Origin of the sequence: Enterococcus sp. C53 (genome assembly GCF_040887425.1) — a bacterium.
Taxonomy (GTDB): Bacteria; Bacillota; Bacilli; order Lactobacillales; family Enterococcaceae; genus Enterococcus_B; species Enterococcus_B hirae.
Genome location: NZ_JBFOFT010000001.1, coordinates 97,116 through 120,205, shown reverse-complemented (window position 1 = coordinate 120,205; position 23,090 = coordinate 97,116). Strand labels below are relative to the sequence as shown.

At 36.8% G+C, this 23,090-nt stretch carries 22 protein-coding genes; 3 read left to right on the top strand and 19 right to left on the bottom strand.

The window, feature by feature from the left end; all coding sequences use genetic code 11:
* Position 1: 1 nt before the first annotated feature.
* From AB3I42_RS00600 to AB3I42_RS00530, 15 genes are all read right to left on the bottom strand, one after another.
* The gene (locus AB3I42_RS00600; protein WP_010720016.1) at positions 2-205 is read right to left on the bottom strand and encodes a hypothetical protein; all 204 of its coding nucleotides are present in this window, start codon (positions 203-205) and stop codon (positions 2-4) included.
* Between the two features lies 1 nt (position 206).
* Positions 207-1,604 (bottom strand): immunoglobulin-like domain-containing protein, encoded by a 1,398-nt coding sequence (locus AB3I42_RS00595; RefSeq protein ID WP_368022191.1) that lies wholly within the window; start codon positions 1,602-1,604, stop codon positions 207-209.
* Positions 1,586-1,867 carry a hypothetical protein gene (locus tag AB3I42_RS00590; protein ID WP_258924864.1) on the bottom strand — a complete coding sequence of 94 codons (282 nt, stop codon included), beginning with the start codon at positions 1,865-1,867 and terminating at the stop codon, positions 1,586-1,588. Before AB3I42_RS00590 ends, AB3I42_RS00595 begins: the two co-directional genes overlap by 19 nt.
* Before the next feature lie 76 nt (positions 1,868-1,943).
* The gene (locus AB3I42_RS00585) at positions 1,944-4,976 is read right to left on the bottom strand and encodes a SpaA isopeptide-forming pilin-related protein (RefSeq protein ID WP_181914637.1); all 3,033 of its coding nucleotides are present in this window, start codon (positions 4,974-4,976) and stop codon (positions 1,944-1,946) included.
* A gap of 96 nt (positions 4,977-5,072) precedes the next feature.
* Positions 5,073-5,273: a hypothetical protein gene (locus AB3I42_RS00580; protein ID WP_010720019.1), complete on the bottom strand. Its 201-nt coding sequence runs from the start codon at positions 5,271-5,273 to the stop codon at positions 5,073-5,075.
* 339 nt (positions 5,274-5,612) lie between these two features.
* A complete protein-coding gene (locus AB3I42_RS00575; RefSeq protein WP_010738415.1) occupies positions 5,613-5,873 on the bottom strand; it encodes a hypothetical protein in 261 nt (86 codons plus the stop codon).
* Positions 5,874-5,996: 123 nt separating this feature from the next.
* Positions 5,997-6,878, bottom strand: coding sequence for a ribose/proton symporter RbsU (locus AB3I42_RS00570; RefSeq protein ID WP_010720021.1), 882 nt, complete (start codon positions 6,876-6,878; stop codon positions 5,997-5,999).
* Positions 6,879-6,901: 23 nt separating this feature from the next.
* Entirely contained in the window at positions 6,902-7,297 is a 396-nt protein-coding gene (gene rbsD / locus AB3I42_RS00565; protein ID WP_010720022.1) for a D-ribose pyranase, read from the bottom strand.
* A gap of 17 nt (positions 7,298-7,314) precedes the next feature.
* Complete coding sequence (gene rbsK / locus AB3I42_RS00560) at positions 7,315-8,223, bottom strand: ribokinase (protein WP_010738416.1); 909 nt, start codon at positions 8,221-8,223, stop codon at positions 7,315-7,317.
* A 322-nt stretch (positions 8,224-8,545) separates the two neighbouring features.
* Entirely contained in the window at positions 8,546-9,505 is a 960-nt protein-coding gene (gene manA / locus AB3I42_RS00555) for a mannose-6-phosphate isomerase, class I (protein ID WP_010720024.1), read from the bottom strand.
* A gap of 38 nt (positions 9,506-9,543) precedes the next feature.
* The gene (locus AB3I42_RS00550; RefSeq protein WP_010738418.1) at positions 9,544-10,569 is read right to left on the bottom strand and encodes a serine hydrolase; all 1,026 of its coding nucleotides are present in this window, start codon (positions 10,567-10,569) and stop codon (positions 9,544-9,546) included.
* A 351-nt stretch (positions 10,570-10,920) separates the two neighbouring features.
* On the bottom strand, positions 10,921-11,769 hold the full coding sequence (locus AB3I42_RS00545; protein WP_368022190.1) for a VOC family protein: 849 nt from the start codon (positions 11,767-11,769) through the stop codon (positions 10,921-10,923).
* Positions 11,770-11,978: 209 nt separating this feature from the next.
* Positions 11,979-13,868 (bottom strand): ABC transporter ATP-binding protein, encoded by a 1,890-nt coding sequence (locus AB3I42_RS00540; RefSeq protein ID WP_010738420.1) that lies wholly within the window; start codon positions 13,866-13,868, stop codon positions 11,979-11,981.
* Complete coding sequence (locus tag AB3I42_RS00535; protein WP_081125300.1) at positions 13,865-15,592, bottom strand: ABC transporter ATP-binding protein; 1,728 nt, start codon at positions 15,590-15,592, stop codon at positions 13,865-13,867. Before AB3I42_RS00535 ends, AB3I42_RS00540 begins: the two co-directional genes overlap by 4 nt.
* Before the next feature lie 15 nt (positions 15,593-15,607).
* Positions 15,608-16,252 carry a TetR/AcrR family transcriptional regulator gene (locus AB3I42_RS00530; RefSeq protein WP_034866202.1) on the bottom strand — a complete coding sequence of 215 codons (645 nt, stop codon included), beginning with the start codon at positions 16,250-16,252 and terminating at the stop codon, positions 15,608-15,610.
* A 218-nt stretch (positions 16,253-16,470) separates the two neighbouring features.
* Between AB3I42_RS00530 and AB3I42_RS00525 the strand changes: the two genes are divergently transcribed.
* Entirely contained in the window at positions 16,471-17,091 is a 621-nt protein-coding gene (locus AB3I42_RS00525; protein ID WP_010720030.1) for an NAD(P)H-dependent oxidoreductase, read from the top strand.
* 174 nt (positions 17,092-17,265) lie between these two features.
* Here the strand turns inward: AB3I42_RS00525 and AB3I42_RS00520 are convergent, their stop codons facing one another.
* Both AB3I42_RS00520 and AB3I42_RS00515 read right to left on the bottom strand, forming a co-directional pair.
* Positions 17,266-18,420, bottom strand: a complete 1,155-nt coding sequence (locus tag AB3I42_RS00520) for an AI-2E family transporter (RefSeq protein ID WP_368022189.1) — start codon at positions 18,418-18,420, stop codon at positions 17,266-17,268.
* Between the two features lie 8 nt (positions 18,421-18,428).
* Entirely contained in the window at positions 18,429-18,782 is a 354-nt protein-coding gene (locus tag AB3I42_RS00515) for a PTS glucitol/sorbitol transporter subunit IIA (protein WP_010738423.1), read from the bottom strand.
* A 135-nt stretch (positions 18,783-18,917) separates the two neighbouring features.
* Between AB3I42_RS00515 and AB3I42_RS00510 the strand changes: the two genes are divergently transcribed.
* Positions 18,918-19,949 carry a lactonase family protein gene (locus AB3I42_RS00510; protein ID WP_010738424.1) on the top strand — a complete coding sequence of 344 codons (1,032 nt, stop codon included), beginning with the start codon at positions 18,918-18,920 and terminating at the stop codon, positions 19,947-19,949.
* 1 nt (position 19,950) lies between these two features.
* On the top strand, positions 19,951-20,112 hold the full coding sequence (locus tag AB3I42_RS00505) for a hypothetical protein (protein WP_010720034.1): 162 nt from the start codon (positions 19,951-19,953) through the stop codon (positions 20,110-20,112).
* 404 nt (positions 20,113-20,516) lie between these two features.
* Here AB3I42_RS00505 and AB3I42_RS00500 read toward each other — a convergent pair whose 3' ends face one another.
* A complete protein-coding gene (locus tag AB3I42_RS00500) occupies positions 20,517-20,951 on the bottom strand; it encodes a hypothetical protein (RefSeq protein WP_010738426.1) in 435 nt (144 codons plus the stop codon).
* 93 nt (positions 20,952-21,044) lie between these two features.
* Entirely contained in the window at positions 21,045-22,895 is a 1,851-nt protein-coding gene (locus AB3I42_RS00495; protein WP_025480550.1) for an LTA synthase family protein, read from the bottom strand.
* Positions 22,896-23,090: the final 195 nt, after the last annotated feature.

Genomic DNA, 23,090 nt, shown 5'->3' with positions numbered 1-23,090 from the left:
CTTAGATTGAAATAGTTGCTACCCAAGCGCCAGCTGCAACGATAACAGCCCCACCAACGATCTGAAAAAGAGCATTTTGCATTCCGGGACCATTATGTTCTTTGATAGCCGCGCCGAGTTGAATAATCCCCCATACAGTGAGCAGACTGCCAGAAGCAAGTACTCCTTTTGAAAACAACGACATCGCTTGCTCAAAATAGTCCATATTATTCTTTCTCCTTTTCTATCGCTTGTTGATTCATAATGGTTACTTGGTAACTAGCATGTACCCGCTCAAAAGAATCACTGATACTCAAACTGACAGTGTAAGTTCCTGGTTTGTTGACATCGACGTTTTCAGTCACTTCGACATCTGTTAAAGATAATGTTTCTTCTTTGTCGTAAACCTCAATTCCTGCTAGCGGATCAAATGCCTCTCCAATAGCTAGCACCTTATCGGCTATGCCTATAAATCGTGGTGGTTCATTGATGACCGTGATTTTCCCATAACCACTGGTTGTTTTGCCATTTGTATCAGTGACTTTAAGAGGAAGCAAATATTTTCTTAATTTAGATGTATCGATCCGATTCCATGCTGCTTCATCTATTTCAATATTTAATCGTTCTAACGGATCTTCTCGATCTGAAACAACCAGTTGTGCAAAATAATCTTCTTTCTTCAAAGCAGAGAAAACATTGACTTGAAGATCCGCCTGGATGATTTTAGGGGCTTCATTCGTTACTTGTACGAGAAGTCGCCTCTCCTCTGCATATTTTCCATATCGATCTTGCACATTGCCAATCCTAAAGAAATATTTTCCTTCTTTATTGGAATCAAAATTAGTTTCTAAGATATTGGTTTTAGTTAATGAGATATCTCCGTCTTCCCTATCCCAAGCTTTCACATAGTCGAAAATATTCAACTCTTGATTTATCTGATGGTCAATCCAATCGGGTATATGGATTACCGGTGCATCATTTTCAATTTTGATAAACGCTTTCGTTTTCGCTTGAGCCCCATGTCGATCATTGACAGAATAAAGCACCTCATAGCTTCCTTCTTTGTTGATATCTAGATTTGTTTCGACTTCAATCTTTGCGGTTAAATCCCCATCTTCTTGGTCCATTGCGGATACTCCTGCTAACAAATCAACTGGTACACCGATCTGCTGGTACATTGTCGTCTGCTTCAAGTTGATTTTCGGTAAGCTATTAACAAAAAAGTAGATGGTGGCATCTGTAAACATTCCTGCCGAGTCGGTGACACGGATCGTAAATTTTTGCTCGCCCAGCTTCGACGTGTCAATAAAATTATGTTTGACTGTGGGAAGAGCGTCGTTACCCATGAGAATCTCAAAATAGTCTGCTGGTTCAAATTTACTATATTGCTCAATGACCATGTAAGTGGATGCTAGTGAAATTTGTGGTTTCTGCCAAGTCGTTTGGTCACTCTCACGATTCTTTTCTTTTTCAATAGAAACTGGAGGGGCCTCATAGACTGGGGCTTGTTTACTATCCGCTCTTTCTTTTGAAGTTTCTAAAGTTGTGACTTCTGTTTTCTTTTTTTCTTTAGCAAAGGCAACGACTAATTGCGCTACCTCATGCTCTAGTTGTTGAAGTGGCAATTCCGTTCCCTCAGTTTTAGAACTAAAATAGTCAAATTGTTCCATGAATGAGTGGGTATTTCTTCTTTTTCTAAGTTTTTTGTATCAATGATATTTGCTACTTGTTTTTGTTTACTTGCTACTGTTTTTTCCTGATTGTGACTTAGGTAGATGCTAGTAATTCCTGTGATACTTCCACTGATAAAAAGGAACAAAAGTCCATATTTTATCCTGCCTAGATTCTTTTTCGATAACTGATCTACAACGATTGAACGTTTCACCATTCTTTAGACCATCCTTTCTTTTATCTTCTAAACACTTTGATCATACTTTTAGTAAAAATAAGCGAAATCAATTTTTTCACAACTTTACATGTTTCTGCTTTTTTTGAAGATAAAGATAACTGCTAACGATAATAATCAAGCTCAATCCAAGAAGAACCATCTCCAGCGAACGTCGTTCATTCGTTTTTGGCAATATGCTTTGCTTTAATAATAATTTTTCTTTTTTTAATGTAATTGTCTGATCTTTGTTCCTTAAATCATCCTCACGTCCTACTTCATTTTTTTGCTCTTCTTCGTAATATAAGACGTGGGTCGCTGTTAATTGATCGCTATCTTTGAGGATATTTGCCTTCAACTCAAGAAATACTTCAAATGTATCTTCTTTGTTCTTTGGAGTGTAAGTTGATGTCGCTTCACTGACCACTTCTCCTGTTTTCGTATTCTTATATTGCGTAAAAACAGTATAAGTGTGTCCGATTTCGATTGCCTCGCCTTTGACCCACACCACATCTTTCAACTGATTATCTACTGTTGGGTCAAGTGTTTTTTCGCCAGCAATATCGGTAAATAAAGTGGTCAACTCTAATGGTTCCCGTTCATTGTAGGCTTCAAGAACAAGTAGTTCGCCATCCTTTTCAACCGTGACAGAAAAATCCATTGGTTCTTCTAATGGTAAATAGCCTGCCAAAGGTTCCACTTCAACAAATTTATAGTTGCCATAAGGTAGTGCCTCTACATTGATTTTCCCTTCTTTATCAGTCAAATATTTTTCAATTAAGGTTTCAGTCAATTCTCCATTTTCATCCGTTGCTATGTTGTATAAATGAAATGGGACATTTTCTAATGGTTGTTCATTCAACCGATCTCGTTTGATCAATTGGATATCTTGTCGAGCTAAGCGATTCGGAATTTCTAAACGAATCAAGGCATCCGCATTCTCTTCTGTGACACTAAAAATGAGTGGTTCTTCTAGTGGTACATATCCTTCTGGTGCTTTGATCTCATGGAGTTCATAGCGATCCACACCCCAAGGCAAACTTTCTGTGGTAATGATTTCGCCTTTGTCATTAGTTTCAAAAATCTCGGTCTGTTCCGTGTCAGTTGGTCGCACCATCGAAACAAATTCGCCTTCTCCTTCATTTGCCCAAGTATCAAAAATTTTGAACTGAGCGCCTGCGTAAGGTATGTTCTCGCCTGTTTCTTCATCCACTTTGATGATATGCAATCGAGATTCAATCACTTTATCTTCCAATAAAAAGAAATGGGTATAACCGTCTTCCGTGATCGTCACTTCAAATGGTTCGATCAATAAATAGCCATCCACACCTTGGGTTTCTTCAATGGTATAAGTGTCATAAGGTAGATTCTCAAACTTGAAATACCCGTTCTTACCAGTGACTTGGACATATTCTTGTCCAGTGGTGTGGGAAGTAGCTGTCAGTTCAACGCCTTCTAAAGGTGGCTTTACCCCCTGTTGCTCTTTCGCCAGTCTGGCAATTACTTCAAAAACGGTTTGAGGAATCAAGGGGCGTGAACCAAACTTATAGCCTTCTACATTTCCTTTGATGACTCGATCAGTCACCGTTTTACTGTGAAGCGCTACGGTTTCATTTTGTCCAGCATACGTGAGGTTAACGGTATGTTTTGTATCATCCAAATTGTAGCCTTCTGGCGGTTCGATTTCTTGGAGATAATAGGTTCCTAACTTTAATCCTTTCACCTCTGCTTGTGCTATGCCATTGACATCTTGCATCGTTAGTTTACTAATAGAAGTCCCATTCTTATCGGTTAATTCGTAAACAGCTCCTACCAATTGAGAAGCCCCTTGTGGTTTACTGCCTGTTTCTTCATCTTCTTTGATCACTTTGAGATTTGCTAGTTGCTCTTTATTATCTAAACTGATCGTGGTGGTCTCATTGGCTTTGATGGTCACTGTCTGAGGTGTGGCATTGAGGACATAGCCATTCGGTGCTTTGATTTCTTGTACCGTGACTTTTGTGTCGACTAACAAATCATTCCAGGTAGCATAGCCATCAGAACCTGTAGTGATTTCTTTGGTTTTTCCATCAGACGTAGTAAAACGAAAAACGGCACCTGCCAATGGTTGCTTGGTCGTTTCATCTACTTTGCGTACACGGGCATTGCCGTTTTTTAAAACAGTTATGGTTAAAGAAATTTTTTTACGTTCATTTAATCTGCCAACCATCATATTTTGGGTATATGGGTGTTGATAAATTAGCGGAACACCTTGAAAAGTAGAGGCAATATCATAGTCAAATTCAACTCGACTAGTCGCTTCTGCATTTTTGTTGGCAAGAATCGTTAATTGATTTCCTTTTTTAGAAATACTTAGTCCTTGTGAGACGAAAGATGGTAATGACTGATAATTACTAAAGGCATGGGTCGTGTCAGTTAAGGTGATACTTTCTCCAACTTTTAAGTTTATCGTTTGTTTGTCAAAAGAAGGTGATGTATAGAAATAATTGACATTTTTCATGACAGCAGATTTAAAGGTTTGATAGTCCGTCATCGAAAATACCCCTGAAATACTCAACGGTGTAATCCCTTGTTGTTCCCATGCCAAAATTTGAGTCATCAATTCTTTTTTCAACGTGTGGCCCGAAACCATCAGCCCGTAATACTTAATCAAAGAAATTTTTTTCATCTGTTCAGTATTTCGCTCAGCGACTGTATAGCCAGAGTTATTTCCAAGATTAAGTGCAGCACCTGGTTCTATGCACAAGGCAATTTCATTGTTGATCCGTTTACCGTACCAGCCATATTCACGTACACCGTTCGATAAGCGAATATCAATATTGGAGATATGAGCATTGGGGTCAACATAAATCGTTTGATTGTTTCGTTGGTGGGTTTGAGTTTCTCCTAAAGCAGCATGAATCGAGTGAGTGATGTAATTCGAAAGAGTTGTCGTATATAATTTGCCGTCTTCAGTTTGAATCAACTGATTCTCTTGAAGAAAACTTATCTTACGATCGTCTTGATCTGTATTTTCTAAATTTCCTGCTAAAACAACAAGTGGTCGGCAAAACGAAACGGATAATAAATGAATGATCAAAAATATGCGTACAATTAACTGGTATTTTTTCATCGAAATTCTCCTGTTTTTTGATAATAAACCTGCTTATCTACAAAAGTTCTCTCATAAACATAGAATTACTACTGACACTAAAAATCAAAATATTCGCTACTGAATCAAGCGAATCACATATTCATTTTTAGTGCGGTCATACCTTAAAACGCCACTTTTTTGTATCTGATTGATCAATTTTGCTTTGTCTCCATTTGTCCATCCATCTTGATGAACAAGTTGTTCATATTCACGCAAAGTAATCTGTTTTCTTTTACTACTACGCATAAAAGTTAATAATCGCTGGAGTTCTGTCATCAAGTTGTCACTCCTTAAAAATTTTAAGGCCACACCATTTTTAGGATAAATGGAAACCTGACTTTTTTAGGAAAAAGCCAACCCATATCCTCACGGTCCTCGGAAAAAACATTACGTAAGAAATTTTTCTTCAAACCATTAATCACAGTTATCGGTTCCGTCCTCCGTGAGAGATTCTAGTCATACTTTTGCTGTTAGCATGCCAACACTAACAGGACTGTCATTTAGTTGAGCATCGATAAAGATTGACAGCAAATCATCGTTATCAGTTAGATTGCTAACCAGTAATGATGCTCACATATAACGTTTTCAACGAACAAATATGTTTTTTTGCAACGACTAAACTTGCCAAGCTTTTACTTTCATTGGTCGTTCCACGTACTGTAAGTTTTGTTTTGTGTTCCTTCGTTTAGCAAAGATAAGACCGCCAGAAGAAACGGCTGTTTTTATTTGTGGATAAATCTTGTAGTCAGGTAATTCTTTTTTTGTCTCTTGATTGATAAACTGTCCATTCCCTAAATTAGCCCACGTAGAACCATCAAATAATCGAATCGTTAGTGCTTTACTTCGAATTGCTTTTTTTGAACAGATTCGTAACACGTAAACCCCTCCTCACTCTATAATTACGATTTATTTGCGATTCTTCCAAAAAAAATAAAAGACATTGATCAACTTAAGTCAATCAATGTCTTTCAGTTCAGCTTATTTTGTTTTGGGGAAGAGTTAGATCATTACAGTGATCGTAGCAGCAGCTAAAATCAAGACTAGTCCAATAACTGTAACAGTCATTTCTTTCTTGGTTTTCTTTTGTCCTAGGAACCAAATACCAGTCAGTGTCGCTAATACTACGGATGTTTGAGAAAGAATAAACCCTGTTGCTAACCCATTCATATCTGGTTGAGCTGAAATTAAATAAGTTAAAGCAGCGAAGGCAAAGAAAAATCCTGAAAAAATATGTTTATAAGAGACCACTTCGACAAACGCTGATTTTTCTTTAAAACTTAAAACAGCTGAATAAACAACAGCAACGATTACCATACCAATTGCTTGAGGTAAAAAGGCATGCATTCCATCAATTGAAGTTGCTTGAGGAGCTGCGGAATAAGCCCAGTAGCCGATTTCACCTACTGCTAACAAAAGGACCGCTTTTTTCAATAAGTTACTGCCTTCTGTATTTTTCTTTTCAGTCCAAACAGTCATCCAAGCACCTAAAATAATCAAAACTAAAGCAAAGGCACCCAAGACTTTCGCAGTAGCGCCTGGCCAATTTCCTAAAGCAAACACGCCCCACAATGAAGCCCCTAATAATTGAAAAGCAGTAGTAATAGGCATTGCACGAGAAGAACCAATCAAGGTAAAGGATTGGAATGTAATGATTTGGGCGATTGCCCAACCAACACCAGATAAGATTGAAAAAGTCAGGTCAGATCCTGTTGGTAACTCCATTCCTTTATATAAAGCAAAAACAATTGCAAAAATCAATGTTCCTAATGTTGAACCTAAAATTTGATTGACCGGACGTCCCCCGATCTTAGATGCGATCGTAGGATATAACCCCCAACCAAGTAGTGGGCCTAAGCCAATTAAAAGCGCGGTAGTATTCATGGTAGACTATTCCTCCTTCTTTTTTAAAAAACGACGCCGCTTTCTAAAATAATATTAGCATAAGGTGTCATTTCCCCTGTGCGAATAAACGCATGACACTGATTCAAATCAGCTTTCATTTTACTATGAGGGATAAAAGTAATAGGTGTTTCAGGTAGCCGTTGTTGAATTTCCGATAATACTTTAGGGTTTTCTGACTTGATTTCTTCAGCTAAATAAATACGTTGAACTTCTAACTCTTCAAGCACATTGTTCAAGACTTCCATAAAGCTTGGAATACCATTATCCACAGCCAAATCGATTTTTTCAGTTGTCATCGGCACGGGCATACCTGCATCACCGATACTTAATGTGTCAAAATGTCCCATTTGTGCGATTACACGAGAGATATCTGAATTGATTACTTTTGATTTTTTCATAATAAAAACGTCCTTTCTTAATTCAATTCTTGTTTATATGGAATAGAAGGTTGTGCGCCAAAACGTTGAACAGTCAAAGAAGAAGCTTTATTTCCATAGGTAATTGCTTCCTCTAAATTACTAAAATCAGTTGCTAACATGCTACTCATCGCACCAATGAATGTATCACCTGCAGCTGTCGTATCGACTGCATTCACTTTGAACGCTGGCACGATCCCATTTTTGCTGTTTTTAATCGAGTAAAATGCGCCTTTACTTCCGATCGTGATGATTACAACTTCGATTCCTAATTGATGTAAGTGAGCTGCAGCCTGTTTTAAGCTTTCTTCGTCCGTAATCGAAATCCCTGTTAAAATTTCTGTTTCTGTTTCATTAGGAATAATCATATCTGTTACTTTCAATAACTCTTCAGGCACATTTTCTAATGCTGGGGCAGGATTCAAAATTGTTTTTACTCCAACCTCTTTTGCTAGGTTAAAAGCTTCAATCGTACTTTCTACAGCGCTTTCAAACTGTGCAATGATAAAATCACTTTTTTCGATGATCGCTTTGTTTTGTCTAACTTGTTCTGGTGTAAACGCATTGTTCGCTCCGGCATGGATCATAATACTATTTTCCCCAGCATCATCAACAATGATGTAAGCTTGACCAGTCGCTTGGTTTTCAAGAGTTGCTACACCTTGTAAATTGATTTCTTCTTGTTCTAAAAGCTCAGCCATTGTTTTGCCAGCTTCATCGGTACCAATCGCTCCAATAAAATGAGTAGTAGCTTCTGAACGTCTTGCAGCAACTGCTTGGTTTGCTCCTTTTCCTCCGCCAGCTGAAAATGTTTCTTTCGTGTGGATCGTTTCTCCTGGCTTAGGCATATGTTTGACTCGGATGGTCCGATCTAAATTAATGCTACCGATAACTGTTACAGTGTTCATTCCTTCATCACTCCATATTACATATTAATTGAATCAAACGCCATTCATCAATAATTAAAACGTTTTAACTCTACACCGAAAATATACCACAGATTGAAAGCTATTTCAAGAACCTATTTTTCCTAATTTTTTATTAGCAATCAGCAGCTTCATTTTTACCAGCATTCTAAAACAAAAAAGCTGAACACTTGTGCTGACTTGCTTCAGTTAGATCTTGGTCTAACTTAAGACATTCACAACACAAGGCTCAGTTTTTTTTATTTCACAACACTAATCAGAAAAAATAACCATCTGCAAAGTTAACTAATAAATCACTGATTCTTTATTTCGATGCTTTACCTGGTTCAGAGGCAATGATTGATAACTCTCCTTGAACCGTCCATTCTGTCACATCATTTGGTAAAATAAAACTTGCCCCTTTAGTTAATGGGTAAATTTTTTCATTAACAACTAACTCTCCTGCTCCATCGATTACTGTCGCTAATGTATAAGGTGCTTGTTTTTTAAATGATGTGATTCCTTTGATATCCCATTCATAAACATTAAAAAACTCGGTCTCTAAATACGTAACGATCGAAGAATTCCCTTTACGTACTTCTTTCATTTGAATCTGTGGCGTAATAGCTGGAACAGTTGTCACATCAATTGATTGTTGGATATGCAATTCACGCGTATTGCCATTTGCATCTTTACGGTCATAATCATATACACGATAAGTCGTGTCCGAGCTTTGTTGCGTTTCTAAAATCATGATCCCTTTACCAATTGCATGGATCGTTCCACTAGGGACATAGAAAAAGTCGCCTTTTTTAACTGGGACTTTTTTCAATAAGTCATCCCAACGACCCTCTTGGATCATCTCAGCAAGTTCTTCTCTTGTTTTTGCATGATGGCCATAAATGATTTCTGCTCCAGGTTCAGCATCAATGATATACCAACATTCTGTTTTTCCTAACTCACCTTCGTGCTTCATTCCATAAGCATCATCTGGATGGACTTGTACTGATAATTCATCTTCTGCATCTAAGATTTTAATTAATAATGGAAAGACAGGCTCAGTTGGGTTGCCAAACAATTCCTTGTGGTTTTGCCATAACTCGTCTAATTTTTGTCCTTGGTATTCACCGTTTTCAACGACACTTACACCATGTGGATGTGCGCTGATCGCCCAATCTTCACCGATTTTATCATTAGGTATATCAAATCCAAATACTGATCTTAAACGGCTGCCTCCCCAAATCTTTTCTTGAAAAACTGGTTTTAAAAACATAGGTTCTTGCATAGTTCAAACTCCTCTCAATGTTCATAGTTATTATAGCATCATTTTTTTAATAACGCTTTCTCTTTCAAAAATTTTTCAACAATTTCATCACGACAACGAATATAAGCTTCACGATGATCCGTTGGATGGATACGGTTTGATAAGAAAATAAATGCTTCTTGTTCAATAATGTCAATTAGTAAGAACGTGCCCGTATAACCAGTATGAAAAAGAATTGGTTGCTGTTGTTCTAATCCTTTTTTTAAATCCCATCCTAAGGAACGATTGCCTTTTTTCGTTGGCGTATGATCTTGTAAAAGCGAGCGAATCGTTTGTTCTTCTAAAAAACGCCCATTTTCAGCTTTCCCTAAATTCAAATACATTTTTACAAAGGTAATACTGTCCTCTAAATCAAGAAACAACCCAGCATTTCCTGCATGCTCAGCGAGTACTCTCGCTTTAGGATCATGTGTAACTCCCCGCAAAACCTCACCTGAAGCGAGTTGTTGTGTGGGAACAATTCTTTTAGAAGGATAAGGTAAAAACGTACTGTGCATCATCCCTAAAGGCGCTAATACTTGTTCTTCAAATAATTCTGTGGCTGGCTCTTGGAAAATCTCTTCAAGCATCAATCCTAATAAAATCGTGCCTGCATCTGTATATTTCACTAATTTCCCTAACTGATCACCAGGTTGAAGCTTTAAATAGGCTTCGATCAGCTGTTCTTGAGAGAGTTGATCTCGATTAGGAATCCAAGTTTCAATATTTGATGTATGAGTCAGTAAATGTCGTATCGTGATTGTTTCATTTTCAAAAGCCGGTAAATAATGGTGTAACGGTTTGTCTAAGTCGACTTTACCATCTTCCCACAAGCGTAACACTAGACTGGTGGTAGCGATCACTTTTGTTAAAGAAGCCACATCAAATAATAGATCTGCTGTCATTGGTTGGGTTTCAGGTACGATCTGTGCATGACCTGCTGAAAAAGTTTCAACATGCTTATGCTTAATAAACGCACCAACAACACCAGGATAATGACCTTCTTCAAGTTTATTTAAAATCAACTGTTTCGTTTCTGGGTACATTTTATTCTCCTTCTCTGTCGAAGAAATCAATTTTTGTTCATCATGCTAAGTCAAATCATATAGCTTTCTCCAAGAGGATGCAAGTAGATAAAGGTCGTGAAAACATCGGGTAGCTCCGATGACAATAAAAAAATTTTTTAAATCAACTTTTCTTCCATCATCTTATATCTTAGAGAAACTTCTTTAGTTGAAGAGTTGTTTCTGGTATCTCTTTATATATTGAACAAAAAATCAGCTTTCGATTTCCGTTGTTGCTTGTGATGCGCTTTGCCAACAATGAACAAAAGCAAAAGCCCCTAAACATCAAATCGTTAGGAGCTATTTCTACCTATTCAATTATTTGTCTTCGCTTTATTTTTTGGCTTTTTTTGTATCGATCACAAACCACCATTCGATACCAATCGCATCATAAATTGCTAACACAGTATGTCTTTGATCGATAAAGAAGTCAACTGCAGTTTCATTTAAATGCTGAATCAACTGTTCCATGCTTTCTTGATCAATCACGAATTTCAAGAAATCTAAACCTAATACTTCATGAGTCGGCAATGCTAATGCCTCACTATTTGCTTCTGAGATTCCTACATGGAAGTTCCCTTCATTTAAAACATGTAATCCGTTCTTTTCTTCCCGAACTTTTAGTCCCAGTAAATCACTTAAAAAACGGCGTTCTTCTTCGCTATCAAAAACGTTTAAATGGATTTTTTCAAAGTAAGAATTAGCGGATAATTTTTTGTAACGCTCTTCTGACTTACGTAATAATGACTCTTGATCCATTGCTTCTGGTTGACTTCGTTCTTGAACATTGTCCTCTTCGTGATAAATTTCTAATTCGTTACCTTCTGGATCCTTAAGTAAGATCCCCATGCGCCCTTGATCTTCTAACGCATCTTCAATTGGATAGTTTGTTTTACGGATACGGGAAAGGATATCAGCCATTTCTGCTACCGTTGGAATAATCAATGAAAAACGTTTCAGTTTTTTGATTTCCCCAATGTAATCATGCGCTCTAGGACTTTCTTCTAGCAATAGCATCTCACTATTTTGCTCTTGTGTCCCTAAAATAGCTAATTCATTTTCTTCCCGTTTCAAATCAAAACCGATCGTATTTTTGTAAAAATCAATCATTTTATCTCTATCTTTAACCCGGATTGCTACACTTTTTAGGTAAGTAGTAGACCCCAATTTAAATTCTTTCATTTTTCTTGCTCCCCTCTACGTCCAGCTTTATTTTAACGATGCTTCACATTTCTTTCAAGCAATAAATGGGTTTTTATTAAAAAAAATGTGAGAATTTTCGCATTTTCCACGCAATACTGCAATTATTTTTAAATAACATTCATTATAATAAATAAAACGCATGGAACGCTTCAGATGCTCTTTCCATGCGTTTTACTATTAATGAATTGTTAAGAAACAGCTTCTTCGGAAAACTGGCTATTATATAAATCAGCATAAAATCCATCTTTTTCCATCAATTGATCATGATTTCCCGTTTCAACAATTGAACCATGGTTCATGACAATAATGTTATCAGCATCTCGAATGGTTGACAGACGGTGAGCTACTACAAAGCTTGTTCGATTTTCTAATAAACGATTCATCGCTTTTTGGATCAAAATCTCTGTCCGAGTATCCACACTAGAAGTTGCTTCATCAAGTATCAATACATCCGGATTAGCTAAAAATGCCCGAGCAATCGTGATTAACTGTCGTTGCCCTTGGGAGATGTTGCTGGCATCTTCATTTAATACCGTTTGATAACCTTCAGGCAGTTTGCGAACAAAGTCATCAACATGGGCAGCTTTGGCTGCTTCAATCACTTGTTCGTCAGTTGCATCATCGTTTCCGTATTTGATATTGTCGTAGATGCTACCTGTAAATAGCCATGTATCTTGCAGAACCATTGAAAATTGAGCACGTAAGTTATCTCGAGATAAATCTCTCGTATCTACCCCGTCATAACGGATACTTCCGCCAGAAACATCATAGAAACGTTCTAACAAGTTGATCAAGGTCGTTTTACCAGCACCAGTTGGACCAACAATTGCCACCATTTCTCCAGGTTTCACATCCAGATTAAAATCTGTCATCAATAGTTGATCTTTGGTATAACCGAATTGAACATTTTCAAAACGAACTTTATATGGTGTGTTCTCTTCAACAGGTAACCCAGATTTTTTATCAGACATTTCCTCTTCATCCAGCACTTCAAAAACCCGTTCCGCAGATGCAACAGTTGACTGGATCGTATTCATTAAACTTGCAAGTTGAGTAATCGGCTGTGAGAATTGTGTCGTATATTGTAAGAACGCTTGAACGTCCCCAAGTGTCATATTCCCATTTGCAACTTTGACCCCACCTAATACAGCAACAAATACATAGCCAAGATTTTTAACGAAGTTCATCAAAGGCATAATGATGGCAGAGATAAACTGCGCTTTCCACCCAGCAGCATATAACTTGTCGTTTTCTTCTTCAAAAACTTCTTGGTCTTTGGCTGTATGATTGAAAGTTTTGACGATCGTATGACCACCATAGGTTTCTTCTACTTGGTTGTTTAAGAGACCTAAACTTTTTTGTTGATCTGCAAAAAAGACTTGGGATTTTGGTGCAATGATCATCACGACGATCAAACTCAATGGAATCATCAGTAAAGCCACTAACGTCAATTGCCAACTAATAGAAAGCATCATAACGATGACACCGATCAAAGTAACTGCACTTGTTACAAACTGTGTTAAGTTTTGTTGAAGGGTACTGGCAATATTATCCATATCATTGATTGCACGAGACATGATGTCTCCATTTGTATGTGTATCATAATAAGAAATCGGTACTCGATTCATTTTTGCTTCTAGATCATGACGTAACTCATAAACTGTTCGTTGTGATACTCGTGTCATAATAAATTGTTGCAAGAAATTGAATACTGCAGAAATCAAATACATCACAATAACCGTGGCGATGATTTGAGCAATTTTATCAAAATCAATTGGGAATTTAGAAATTTGTTGCCCCGCTTGCATTTGTTTTGCACCAGCCATCACCCCATTAAAAATCTCAGTAGTTGCTCTCCCTAATACTTTTGGTGTTTGGATCTGGAAAATGACTGCTGCGATCGCTAATACAAATACAGCAATGATCGCAACCGAGCGTTTTGACATATAGCCAAATAAACGTTTCACTGTGCCCCAAAAATTCTTTGGTTTTTCTCCTTTTGCCCCAATGTTTCGACCGGGTCCGTGACCGCCGCCAGGCATTGGTCGTTGAGAAGGTTTGGTCGTTCCTTTACTCATGCTAGATCCTCCTCTCTTAATTGTGAATGAACGATTTCCTGATAGGTTTCATTCGTTTTAAGAAGTTCATCGTGTGTGCCTTTGCCAACTAGTTTTCCTTTATCAAGGACTAAGATCATATCCGCATCCATTACTGTACTTACCCGTTGTGCAACTAAAACCGTAATACTTTCTTTCATATTTTGTTTTAAAGCTTGACGTAATTTTGCATCTGTTTTAAAGTCCAAAGCCGAGAAAGAATCATCAAATACATAAATGTCAGCTGGTTTGACTAATGCTCGAGCAATCGCCAAACGTTGTCTTTGCCCACCAGAAAAATTTCCTCCGCTTTGTTCAACATGACTGTCTAAGCCCTCTTCCATTTCTGAAACGAAGTCTTTGGCTTGGGCGATTTCTAACGCTTTCCAAATCATTTCATCAGTAGCATCTGCTTTGCCGTACTGCATGTTTTCTCTGATCGTGCCAGAGAACAACATGGCTTTTTGTGGAACAAAGCCCATCAATTCACGCAAATTATACTGAGTCATATCGGTAATACTTACACCATCAATCTTGATTGTTCCTGATTCGACATCGTATAGTCGTGGGATAAGATTGACTAAAGTAGATTTACCCGAACCAGTTCCACCAATAATCGCAACAGTTTCGCCTGATTTTGCTGAAAAGTCAATATCTTCTAACGCCAGTTTCTCAGCTCCATGGTACCGGTAGTTGACATGTTCAAATGAGATTGTGGCAGCTTTACCTGCAGGAGTCACCTCAGTTGGGTTCTCAGGATCTGAGATACCTACTTTTTCATCTAATACTTCATTGATCCGATCAGCAGAAGCTTGCGCTCGAGGGACCATGATAAAAATAGCTGAAAGCATCATAAAGCTAATTAAAATTTGCATAGCATACGTCATAAATGCAATTAGGTTTCCGACTTCTAACGTCATATCTGCTATGTAGTGTCCACCAAACCAAGTAATTGCTACGTTTGTTCCACTCATAATCAAAGTCATCATCGGCATCATCAATGCAACGATCGTGTTGACTTTAATTGCTGTATTTGTATAATCTTTGTTTGCTAAATCAAATCGATTTTCTTCAAAACGTGTCTTATCAAACGCTCGGATTACCCTTACCCCTGTTAATCCTTCACGAAACACTAGGTTCAAACGGTCTGTCTTCTTTTGCATGCTCTTGAATAGTGGTACCGCAAAAAACATGATTCCGCCGATCACCACTAGCATGATTGGAATAACTACTAAAAAAATTTTGGTTAATTGATGATCTTTTTGATAAGCAAGAAAACTTGCGCCAACCAATGTGATCGGTGCATTGATCATCATTCTTAAAAACATTTGCGTAACCATCTGGATTTGTGTCACGTCATTAGTTGTGCGGGTAATCAAGGATGCTGTACCATATTTGTCAAATGCATCTTTTGTTAAACTTTCAGATTTTTTATAAACATCGGTACGTAATTGCTTTCCTAATTTTTGTGACTCACGTGTAGCAAAAAAGGTATTTGCGATCGCTGCGATGATACTAATCAAAGAAAAACCAATCATAACAAAACCTGTTTGCCAAATATAATCAACATCACCTCGTGCTACACCTTTATCAATGATATTTGATGTGAGCGTCGGCAAATAAAGATCTGATAAAACTTGGATAACCATGAACAACGTGGCTGCAATAGCTGAAGTCAGTGAAATCCGTTTGACGATTTTTAGCATGTAATTCCCCTCTTTCTATTGATATACGCCGTCTTTCAACCATGATAGTTTTAATTTAAATTCTTTAATGGCATGATCCACGGAGTAATTTTCGTTTTTTGAAAATGATTTATAGGCATGAGCAATCGTAGTAAAGACGATATTCATGATCAATTGGATCAGTAGTTCCAGTTCATGATCATCGTTTACTTTCAGTGTCGTTCGATCAATCAATCCAATTAATTCTTTCGCCTCTTTTTGATGCTTTTCATGTGAATGACGCTGATCATCTTTTGTATGTGGCACGACTTTACGAGAAGCACGATAGTCCAAGTTCATGAAAAGATTACGATAAAAAGAAGCATTTTCCCCGACTAAAATCTCCCGAATGATTTTAGTAAAATAAAGCTCGAATCCTTCGAATAAATCCCCATCGACATCTTTTATCAGTTGGAACATATCTTTTGAACTATCACGTCGAACAGTTTCAAAATAATAATAGTAAAGATCCTCTTTGTCTTCAAAATACTGATAAAAACTACCTCTAGGGATTTCTGCGATTTTCACGATATTTGCGATGGAAGCATCTTTTAATGGTACTCTGGAAAATTCAATCCTAGCTGCTTCTAATAAACGTTTCTGCTTTTCCTCTGGTAGATGAAAAAAAGTTTTCGTAGGCATCTTTTTCCTCCTTCCTAAAATGACACACTGTCACATGACACTGTGTCATTATAACACCAAGAAGATGTTTTGCAATGCTTTTCCATATTTTTTTCATGAAAAGACTAAAAAAATTCATAATTAAAAATCGAACCTTAAAAAAACTTGATAGCCTTTTCGCTTTCAAGTAAACTAGCTATGTTAGTCAGATAACAAGTCAGCTTAAAGGAGAGAATATTATGGCATCAGTTTTAGTAGTAAAAGGGCACCCATTAACTGCACAGGAATCACGTTCAGTTAAAGCATTAACAACTTTTTTAACTAGTTACAAAGAAAATCATCCGGAAGATGAAGTGACTGTTTTAGAGCTTTATCGTGATGATATCCCAGAAATCGATGAAGAATTACTTTCAGGATGGGAAGCACTTCGGGCAGGTGCTGAGTTCTCTACTTTGTCTGAAAGTCAACAACAAAAAATTGCTCGTTTCAATGAATTGACCGACCAATTTCTTGCTGCAGACAAGATCGTTATTGCAAATGCTTTATGGAACTTGAATATCCCAACAAAATTAAAAGCTTGGTTTGACACCGTCAATGTCGCTGGCAAGACATTCCGTTATACTGAAAACGGACCAGAAGGATTAGTTTCTGGTAAAAAAGCTTTGCACATCCAATCCAACGGAGGCATTTATAACGGTCAAGACTTCGCTTCTCAATATGTCAAAGGCATCTTGAACTTTGTCGGTATCGATCAAGTGGATCAATTATTTATTGAAGGTATCGACTATACCCCTGACCGTGCAGAAGAATTGATGCAATCAGCTTTAGATAAAGCTGCAGCATTTGGTCAAACGTTCTAATAAAAGCTACTTGCAGGTTTACTATAAAGTTAGTCCCTTACTAACTTTGATTGTTGCATAGCGAGTACCTAAAAATTTATTAAAAAAAATTAAAAAAAACGAAGAATCTCGAAAATATTTAAACTATTTTCGCTTTCTTCGTTTTTTAGTCATGTGTTTTTAGTGCACAGTTGATTAGTCACTTTGTTTTTCTTCATATAAACTAGAGATAGTTGTATACCATTCAAAAACATGTGAGATAACCACTTTTGCTGCAGCATATACTGGAATACCTAAAATCACACCGACGATTCCAAACAGCTTCCCAGAAGTTAATAAAACTAATAAGATCGTGACCGGATGGATCGCCAATTGATTCCCTAAGACTAATGGAGAAATCAATCGTCCTTCAATCGTTTGTTCTAAAGCAAATACGATCAATACTTTGATCAACATGATCGGTCCCGCCACGATTCCTAAGAATACGGCCGGAATCATTGCTAAAAATGAGCCTAGATAGGGAATCAAATTTAAAAAACCGGCAATGATCCCTAAGGTGACTGCATAATCGAGTCCAATGATCGCAAATCCAATCATAAACATGATCGCTACTGCAAAAGCCACCGTCAATTGTCCACGGATATAAGAAGAAACTTGATCGTTCATTTCACTTAATACTTTCAAAGTTGGTTTTCGCATACGTGTTGGTAGGAAATTCACAAAATAAGGGGCAAGTTGCTTGCCATCTTTCAATAAATAGAAAAGGATAAAAGGCATAGTTAGCAAAGCAACAATAATCGTAGCAACTGCTCCCACAAAACTTCCTAAACTTTGAACCGTACTTTTTGAAATATCTTGGAGCATATCACCTGCTGAACTCATGAACTTATTGCCAGTAGCTTCCAATTGTTCCCTAAATTGGTTGAATAGAGGATCTCTTAGTATTTCTGTCAATTTATTATCGATCGTATCCACATATTGAGGAAAATGATTGATAAAACTCACGGTTTGCTCTTGGATTTTAGGAATGATTACCACTGTTCCCCAAGCAATCAGTGCCACGACTAATACAAATAACCCGATGATGCTATAGAGCCTTGGAACTTGGCGCTTTTCCAAATAGTCAACAACTGGATTCATCAAATAATACAAAATTGCCGCTAAAATAATGGGTAAGCCAACGATCGCCAGGAATTGCCAGATCGGGGCAAATAGATAGGACACCTTAGTAAATAAAAAAACGATCAATAAGATCAAAAGTACTACTAATAACGCAGTAACGACTTGATTATTTAAAAACCATCGCCAAAACCAAGAGACTGGTTTTGATCGCTTGTTTTTTCCTTCCATAATCTCACCTACTTGTATTTGATTTGTGTACCGACATGAATCTCAGGTAACTGATGTGGTGTTAAGTAAAGACCGTTCACAATACTATTTTCCTCAGAATAATAATCAAAAATCAGCGTAACATGTCCTACTGTGTTTAAATTTTCATTTGCCAATCTTCCCACATGTTCAATCTGATATTCTTGTTGATCAAAAAAAAGTGAATCCCCTTTTTTTAATGAAAATTTTTCGGTAGAAGTAATCTTTTGGATCACTGAATAGTTACGTAGTGTAGTTGTTGCTGTTCGATCAAATAAAATCAAGATCGGTTCTTGTTCACTTACTGCATTTTCTCCGATTTCTTTGATGGTTGCATGAATCATTTTATTCTCTCCTTTGTTACAAATTCTGTCGCTCACTCTATATTCAGTATAACATATTCTCATTGTTTAACTCTCCTGTTTGAAATGTGCTAAAATAAACAAGGAACCTATTTCATACATTCTAGGAGGGATAAAATGAAAGAAAAAATCATTTTAGGGACGTACACAAGACGTGTGAGTGAAGGAATTTATACCATTGAATTAGATACAGAAAAAGCAGAAGTCTCAGGATTGAAGCTAGCTGTAAAAGAAAATAGTCCAACTTACTTAGCAAAAAGTGAAGCTGGTAATCTTTATAACGTCACAAGTCTGGACGGTTTAGGTGGGATCGGGGCTTACGATCAAGAATTCCATTTTTTGAATGCGGTAACAGAATCAGGCGCTCCTTTATGTTACGTTGCAGTTGATGAATCTCGTCAATTAGTATATGGTGCTAATTATCATAAAGGTGAAGTCAATGTTTATCGTATTCTAGACGATGGAGGTCTCGAAGCAACTGATGCCGTTTTTCATCAAGAAGCAACTGGTCCTCATAAAAATCAAGACCATGCACATGTCCATTATACTGATTTAACTCCAGACAACCGCTTAGTGGTTTGTGACCTAGGAACGGATCGGGTCTATACGTACGATGTATCTGATCAAGGAAAATTAACTATAGTTTCTGAATTTGTGGCAGAACCTGGAACTGGTCCCCGCCACCTTGTCTTCCATCCTGCAAATGAAACCATTGCTTACCTATTTGGTGAACTTGATAGTACTGTTCGTGTGCTTTCGTATAATAAATCCCAAGGCAGCTTTGAAGAAAAACAAAAAATTAGTACACTACCAGATGATTTTCAAGGAGAAAATGGTGGTGCTGCAATTCGTATTTCAGATGATGGTCGATTTGTATATGCTTCCAATCGTGGCCATAACTCAATTGCAGTCTTTGCAGTTTCTGAAAAGGATCAACTGTTGGAATGTATCCAAATTATTTCTACTGAAGGCGATTTCCCTAGAGATTTCGCTTTAGATCCTACGAACGACTATGTCTTATCTGCCAATCAAAATACCGATAATCTTACGCTTTTCGCGCGAAATAAAGAGACTGGTTTACTAGAATTACGCCAAAAAGACATCTATGCACCAGAATGTGTCTGTGTTTATTTTGAAAAGGAGCAGTAACATGAACAAAGATGAAGTATTGGATCGATTACGGGAAGAGTTAGAAATCCCTTTTTTCCAAGGAAAGTTAGAAGAAAAAGAATATAGTGAAGCAGATTATCAAAAATTAAAACAAGATTTACTTCAATATTTTGATGATTATGTCAGAAATGTTGAAAATTAAATAAATGATCGGAAAAGTACTACTTGATTTGATCATGAAGAAAAAACTCGAAACAACTTTTTCACGTTTCGAGTTTTTTGGCTTAGTGTTGAAACTCCGCTGGGTATATTATTTGTTCATCTGAACTACATTGTTTTCGGTGAACGATTTGTTGAGAGCATCCTCTATAAGTTGAATTTGAATATGGAGGGATTGAGTTGAACTGAGACAAACGATCGGTAAATAGCAAAAACCGTCAAGTTGGTTAGGCTTGACGGTAAAAGTGAATTATTCGATCGAGTAATTCAAAATTGTTGTTGGTATAGGTTACTTTCATATAATAAGTGATTGACTAATTTTTATCATAAAAAACATATGATAATTAAATTAAAACACTCTATTTTTCAACGAAACTTTATACTGTTTTATTTTTTCAACAATAAATTTGTCATTTTTTGGATGGCTGAAGAAATATTTTCTGTCGCTTGATCCTGTTTTTCTTCAGAAGCATCAAATAAATCATGGTCAACTCCAGACTCTGGTTGGATACTTTGAGTCATTTCTTCACAACCAGCCACGTAGGAAGTATAGGCTTTTTCAAAACTTTTATGGATACCCATTACTTTTGCTGGTGGTCGCAACTGACTGATTTTTTTCAATATCACACGATATTTTTTTGTTCCTTCTTCAAACAAATGAACGATTTCAGCTAACTCTTCTGGAGACAAGTCTTCTGTTTTTTTCTGATCAATCGCTTCTCTGATCACTTGATATTTTGGATGCATCTGTTCACCGATCTCTTCCGTCTCTTTGACCATTCGATCGACTGATTGTACATAATAACCAATATTTGGTAACATTCTTTCTCCTACTTTCGATTTTATTTCTCTTTTATTTTACCTTTTTTTAGCACAATTGAATAGGCTTTCTACCCAGAGTAATAAAGTCATATGTTATTTTTCAAAAAAATTTGTTTGTAAACTGTATTTTTCTCCAGAAACAATATCATATTGAATCATCTCATAAGCTTGATAAAGTTCTGCTTGTTTTTTGTTTAATTGTGCTTCTCGCTGCCATTGCCCCTCTTGGTAGTATAGTTCTCGCTCAAACGCTGGTAATTCATTTTGAAGTGCCAACAATAATTGATAAAAACCAGTTGTCTGTTGATTAGTCTGATTCATCAAGTCAGCAGCAAAATAAAAGGGACTTGTAACAGGAGCTTCGGTTTTTTCTAATTCTCCTTGACTATCAAACATCAAAAACTGTGTTTCGTGTAAGGTGTGTTTCTCATTACTATTTTGAATGGTGTCAGAATAGATCCCTGGTAAATGATCTCCCCAGAAAACAACTAGAGTTCTTCTTGATAACTTCTTCAGTTCTTCCGTGAACGCTTTTAAGGATTGGCTACTATACGAAATATCTTGAAGATAATTTTCTAAACTACTTATCCCACTATTATCCTCGGTTTTGGCTGTATATTCGAGCTGCTGATATTTTCCATCATAAGGCATATGGGTTTGCATCGTCACAAGATGGATAAATTGGGGTGTATCGTCCTCTTTTAAAAGATCCATCACTTCTTGATAAGCAGAAGCATCAGAAATGTAGGGATTATCTTCAATGGTGTCTGTATACGTCATCGTATTTTCACTAATAAATTCATCAAAACCTAAAACCTCATAAACATCTTTTCTTTTGTACATCGAGGTGTTATAAGGATGGATCGCAGTCGTATGGTAATTTTGATCTTTCAATGTTGAAACGATCGAAGGTAATTGATTCATTTTGGGTACTAACATTGTGTAGGGTGTTGTTAATTGGGCATTGAATAGTCCCATTGAAAAACCAGTTAATGCTTCAAATTCGATATTGGCTGTTCCCCCACCATAATTTTGAGAAAGCATCTGACCACTATAAGTCTGATCAGCCACCGCATAATAATCTGCCAAAGGATCACCGGTAATTTCCACCCCATTCAAACGACTAGGATCTGAAAAACTTTCGCTCATCACATAAATGATATTCGGTTGTTCTTCTGAGGCAGTTTTATTTTTTTCATCTGCCAGCTTTTGATAGTGTGATGTAATTTCCTTGATTTTTTCTTCAGAGTACCCTTTTGGCTTTTCCATTGGATCGATTTTTAAATTGTATAAGAAACCACCAATAAAACCAGTATTATAATAATTCATCTTTTGACTATAAGGAATCCACAAAGCCGTTTTGTTATATGCTTTACGTAATAAATTATTTGGGTTATTGAAATGACTAATATAAATAAGCGCAAAGATCGTAGTAAATAATGTGATCACTCGGATGGCTTGAAATTTCTTGTCTTTCTTAAAACTCCGATAGATAGCCCAGCAACCACCTGCTACCACCAATAGGATCATTCCTGCTAATAGATAAAACGAGGTTGTGCCTGTCATATCTTTTAATAAACCAAACTCTTTGATCATCTTTAGGTCGTCGGGATAAATCGGTTCTTGTCGATAGGTCATTTTTAAATAGTTTGCGTAACCTAATATTCCAATGCCAACAAGATAAAAGAATGTTCCAAAGAGAAAAGAACCTAATACTGCCACTAAAAAAAGGAAGATCATTAATAACACTAAACAAGCTAATAAAAATTTTTCCGTATGCCACGAGAAAGCAAATTTTACAGCTAGATCAAAAGAAAGATCGTTTTGACACCATTGTAAATACAAATTGCTTAGTCCAACGACAAAAACGATACTTATCGCCACTAATGTATATTTTAACCAATTTTTCTGTTTGACAGACAATTGATTGAGACTATCTTTTATATGTCTTTTCAAATGGATACTCCTTTAATTCATTTATTATTCGATACCGCTTTCCTTATTTTAATGATTTCCAGATAACAAGTAAAGAACTGTCTGCAAACCCTTATCTTTTTTTATTCGTTGTCCGATTTGATTGCTCACAAATTGTCGACTGCTCAATATCGTATTGTAAAAGCATAACAATAGTATGCAAGT

What these genes read in the sequence shown, in the direction of transcription:
- AB3I42_RS00600 (WP_010720016.1), bottom strand. Translation starts at nt 205, where the DNA reads ATGGACTATTTTGAGCAAGCGATGTCGTTGTTTTCAAAAGGAGTACTT.
- AB3I42_RS00590 (WP_258924864.1), bottom strand. Translation starts at nt 1,867, where the DNA reads ATGGTGAAACGTTCAATCGTTGTAGATCAGTTATCGAAAAAGAATCTA.
- AB3I42_RS00585 (WP_181914637.1), bottom strand. Translation starts at nt 4,976, where the DNA reads ATGAAAAAATACCAGTTAATTGTACGCATATTTTTGATCATTCATTTA.
- AB3I42_RS00580 (WP_010720019.1), bottom strand. Translation starts at nt 5,273, where the DNA reads ATGACAGAACTCCAGCGATTATTAACTTTTATGCGTAGTAGTAAAAGA.
- AB3I42_RS00570 (WP_010720021.1), bottom strand. Translation starts at nt 6,878, where the DNA reads ATGAATACTACCGCGCTTTTAATTGGCTTAGGCCCACTACTTGGTTGG.
- rbsD (WP_010720022.1), bottom strand. Translation starts at nt 7,297, where the DNA reads ATGAAAAAATCAAAAGTAATCAATTCAGATATCTCTCGTGTAATCGCA.
- rbsK (WP_010738416.1), bottom strand. Translation starts at nt 8,223, where the DNA reads ATGAACACTGTAACAGTTATCGGTAGCATTAATTTAGATCGGACCATC.
- manA (WP_010720024.1), bottom strand. Translation starts at nt 9,505, where the DNA reads ATGCAAGAACCTATGTTTTTAAAACCAGTTTTTCAAGAAAAGATTTGG.
- AB3I42_RS00550 (WP_010738418.1), bottom strand. Translation starts at nt 10,569, where the DNA reads ATGTACCCAGAAACGAAACAGTTGATTTTAAATAAACTTGAAGAAGGT.
- AB3I42_RS00545 (WP_368022190.1), bottom strand. Translation starts at nt 11,769, where the DNA reads ATGAAAGAATTTAAATTGGGGTCTACTACTTACCTAAAAAGTGTAGCA.
- AB3I42_RS00540 (WP_010738420.1), bottom strand. Translation starts at nt 13,868, where the DNA reads ATGAGTAAAGGAACGACCAAACCTTCTCAACGACCAATGCCTGGCGGC.
- AB3I42_RS00535 (WP_081125300.1), bottom strand. Translation starts at nt 15,592, where the DNA reads ATGCTAAAAATCGTCAAACGGATTTCACTGACTTCAGCTATTGCAGCC.
- AB3I42_RS00530 (WP_034866202.1), bottom strand. Translation starts at nt 16,252, where the DNA reads ATGCCTACGAAAACTTTTTTTCATCTACCAGAGGAAAAGCAGAAACGT.
- AB3I42_RS00525 (WP_010720030.1), top strand. Translation starts at nt 16,471, where the DNA reads ATGGCATCAGTTTTAGTAGTAAAAGGGCACCCATTAACTGCACAGGAA.
- AB3I42_RS00520 (WP_368022189.1), bottom strand. Translation starts at nt 18,420, where the DNA reads ATGGAAGGAAAAAACAAGCGATCAAAACCAGTCTCTTGGTTTTGGCGA.
- AB3I42_RS00515 (WP_010738423.1), bottom strand. Translation starts at nt 18,782, where the DNA reads ATGATTCATGCAACCATCAAAGAAATCGGAGAAAATGCAGTAAGTGAA.
- AB3I42_RS00510 (WP_010738424.1), top strand. Translation starts at nt 18,918, where the DNA reads ATGAAAGAAAAAATCATTTTAGGGACGTACACAAGACGTGTGAGTGAA.
- AB3I42_RS00505 (WP_010720034.1), top strand. Translation starts at nt 19,951, where the DNA reads ATGAACAAAGATGAAGTATTGGATCGATTACGGGAAGAGTTAGAAATC.
- AB3I42_RS00500 (WP_010738426.1), bottom strand. Translation starts at nt 20,951, where the DNA reads ATGTTACCAAATATTGGTTATTATGTACAATCAGTCGATCGAATGGTC.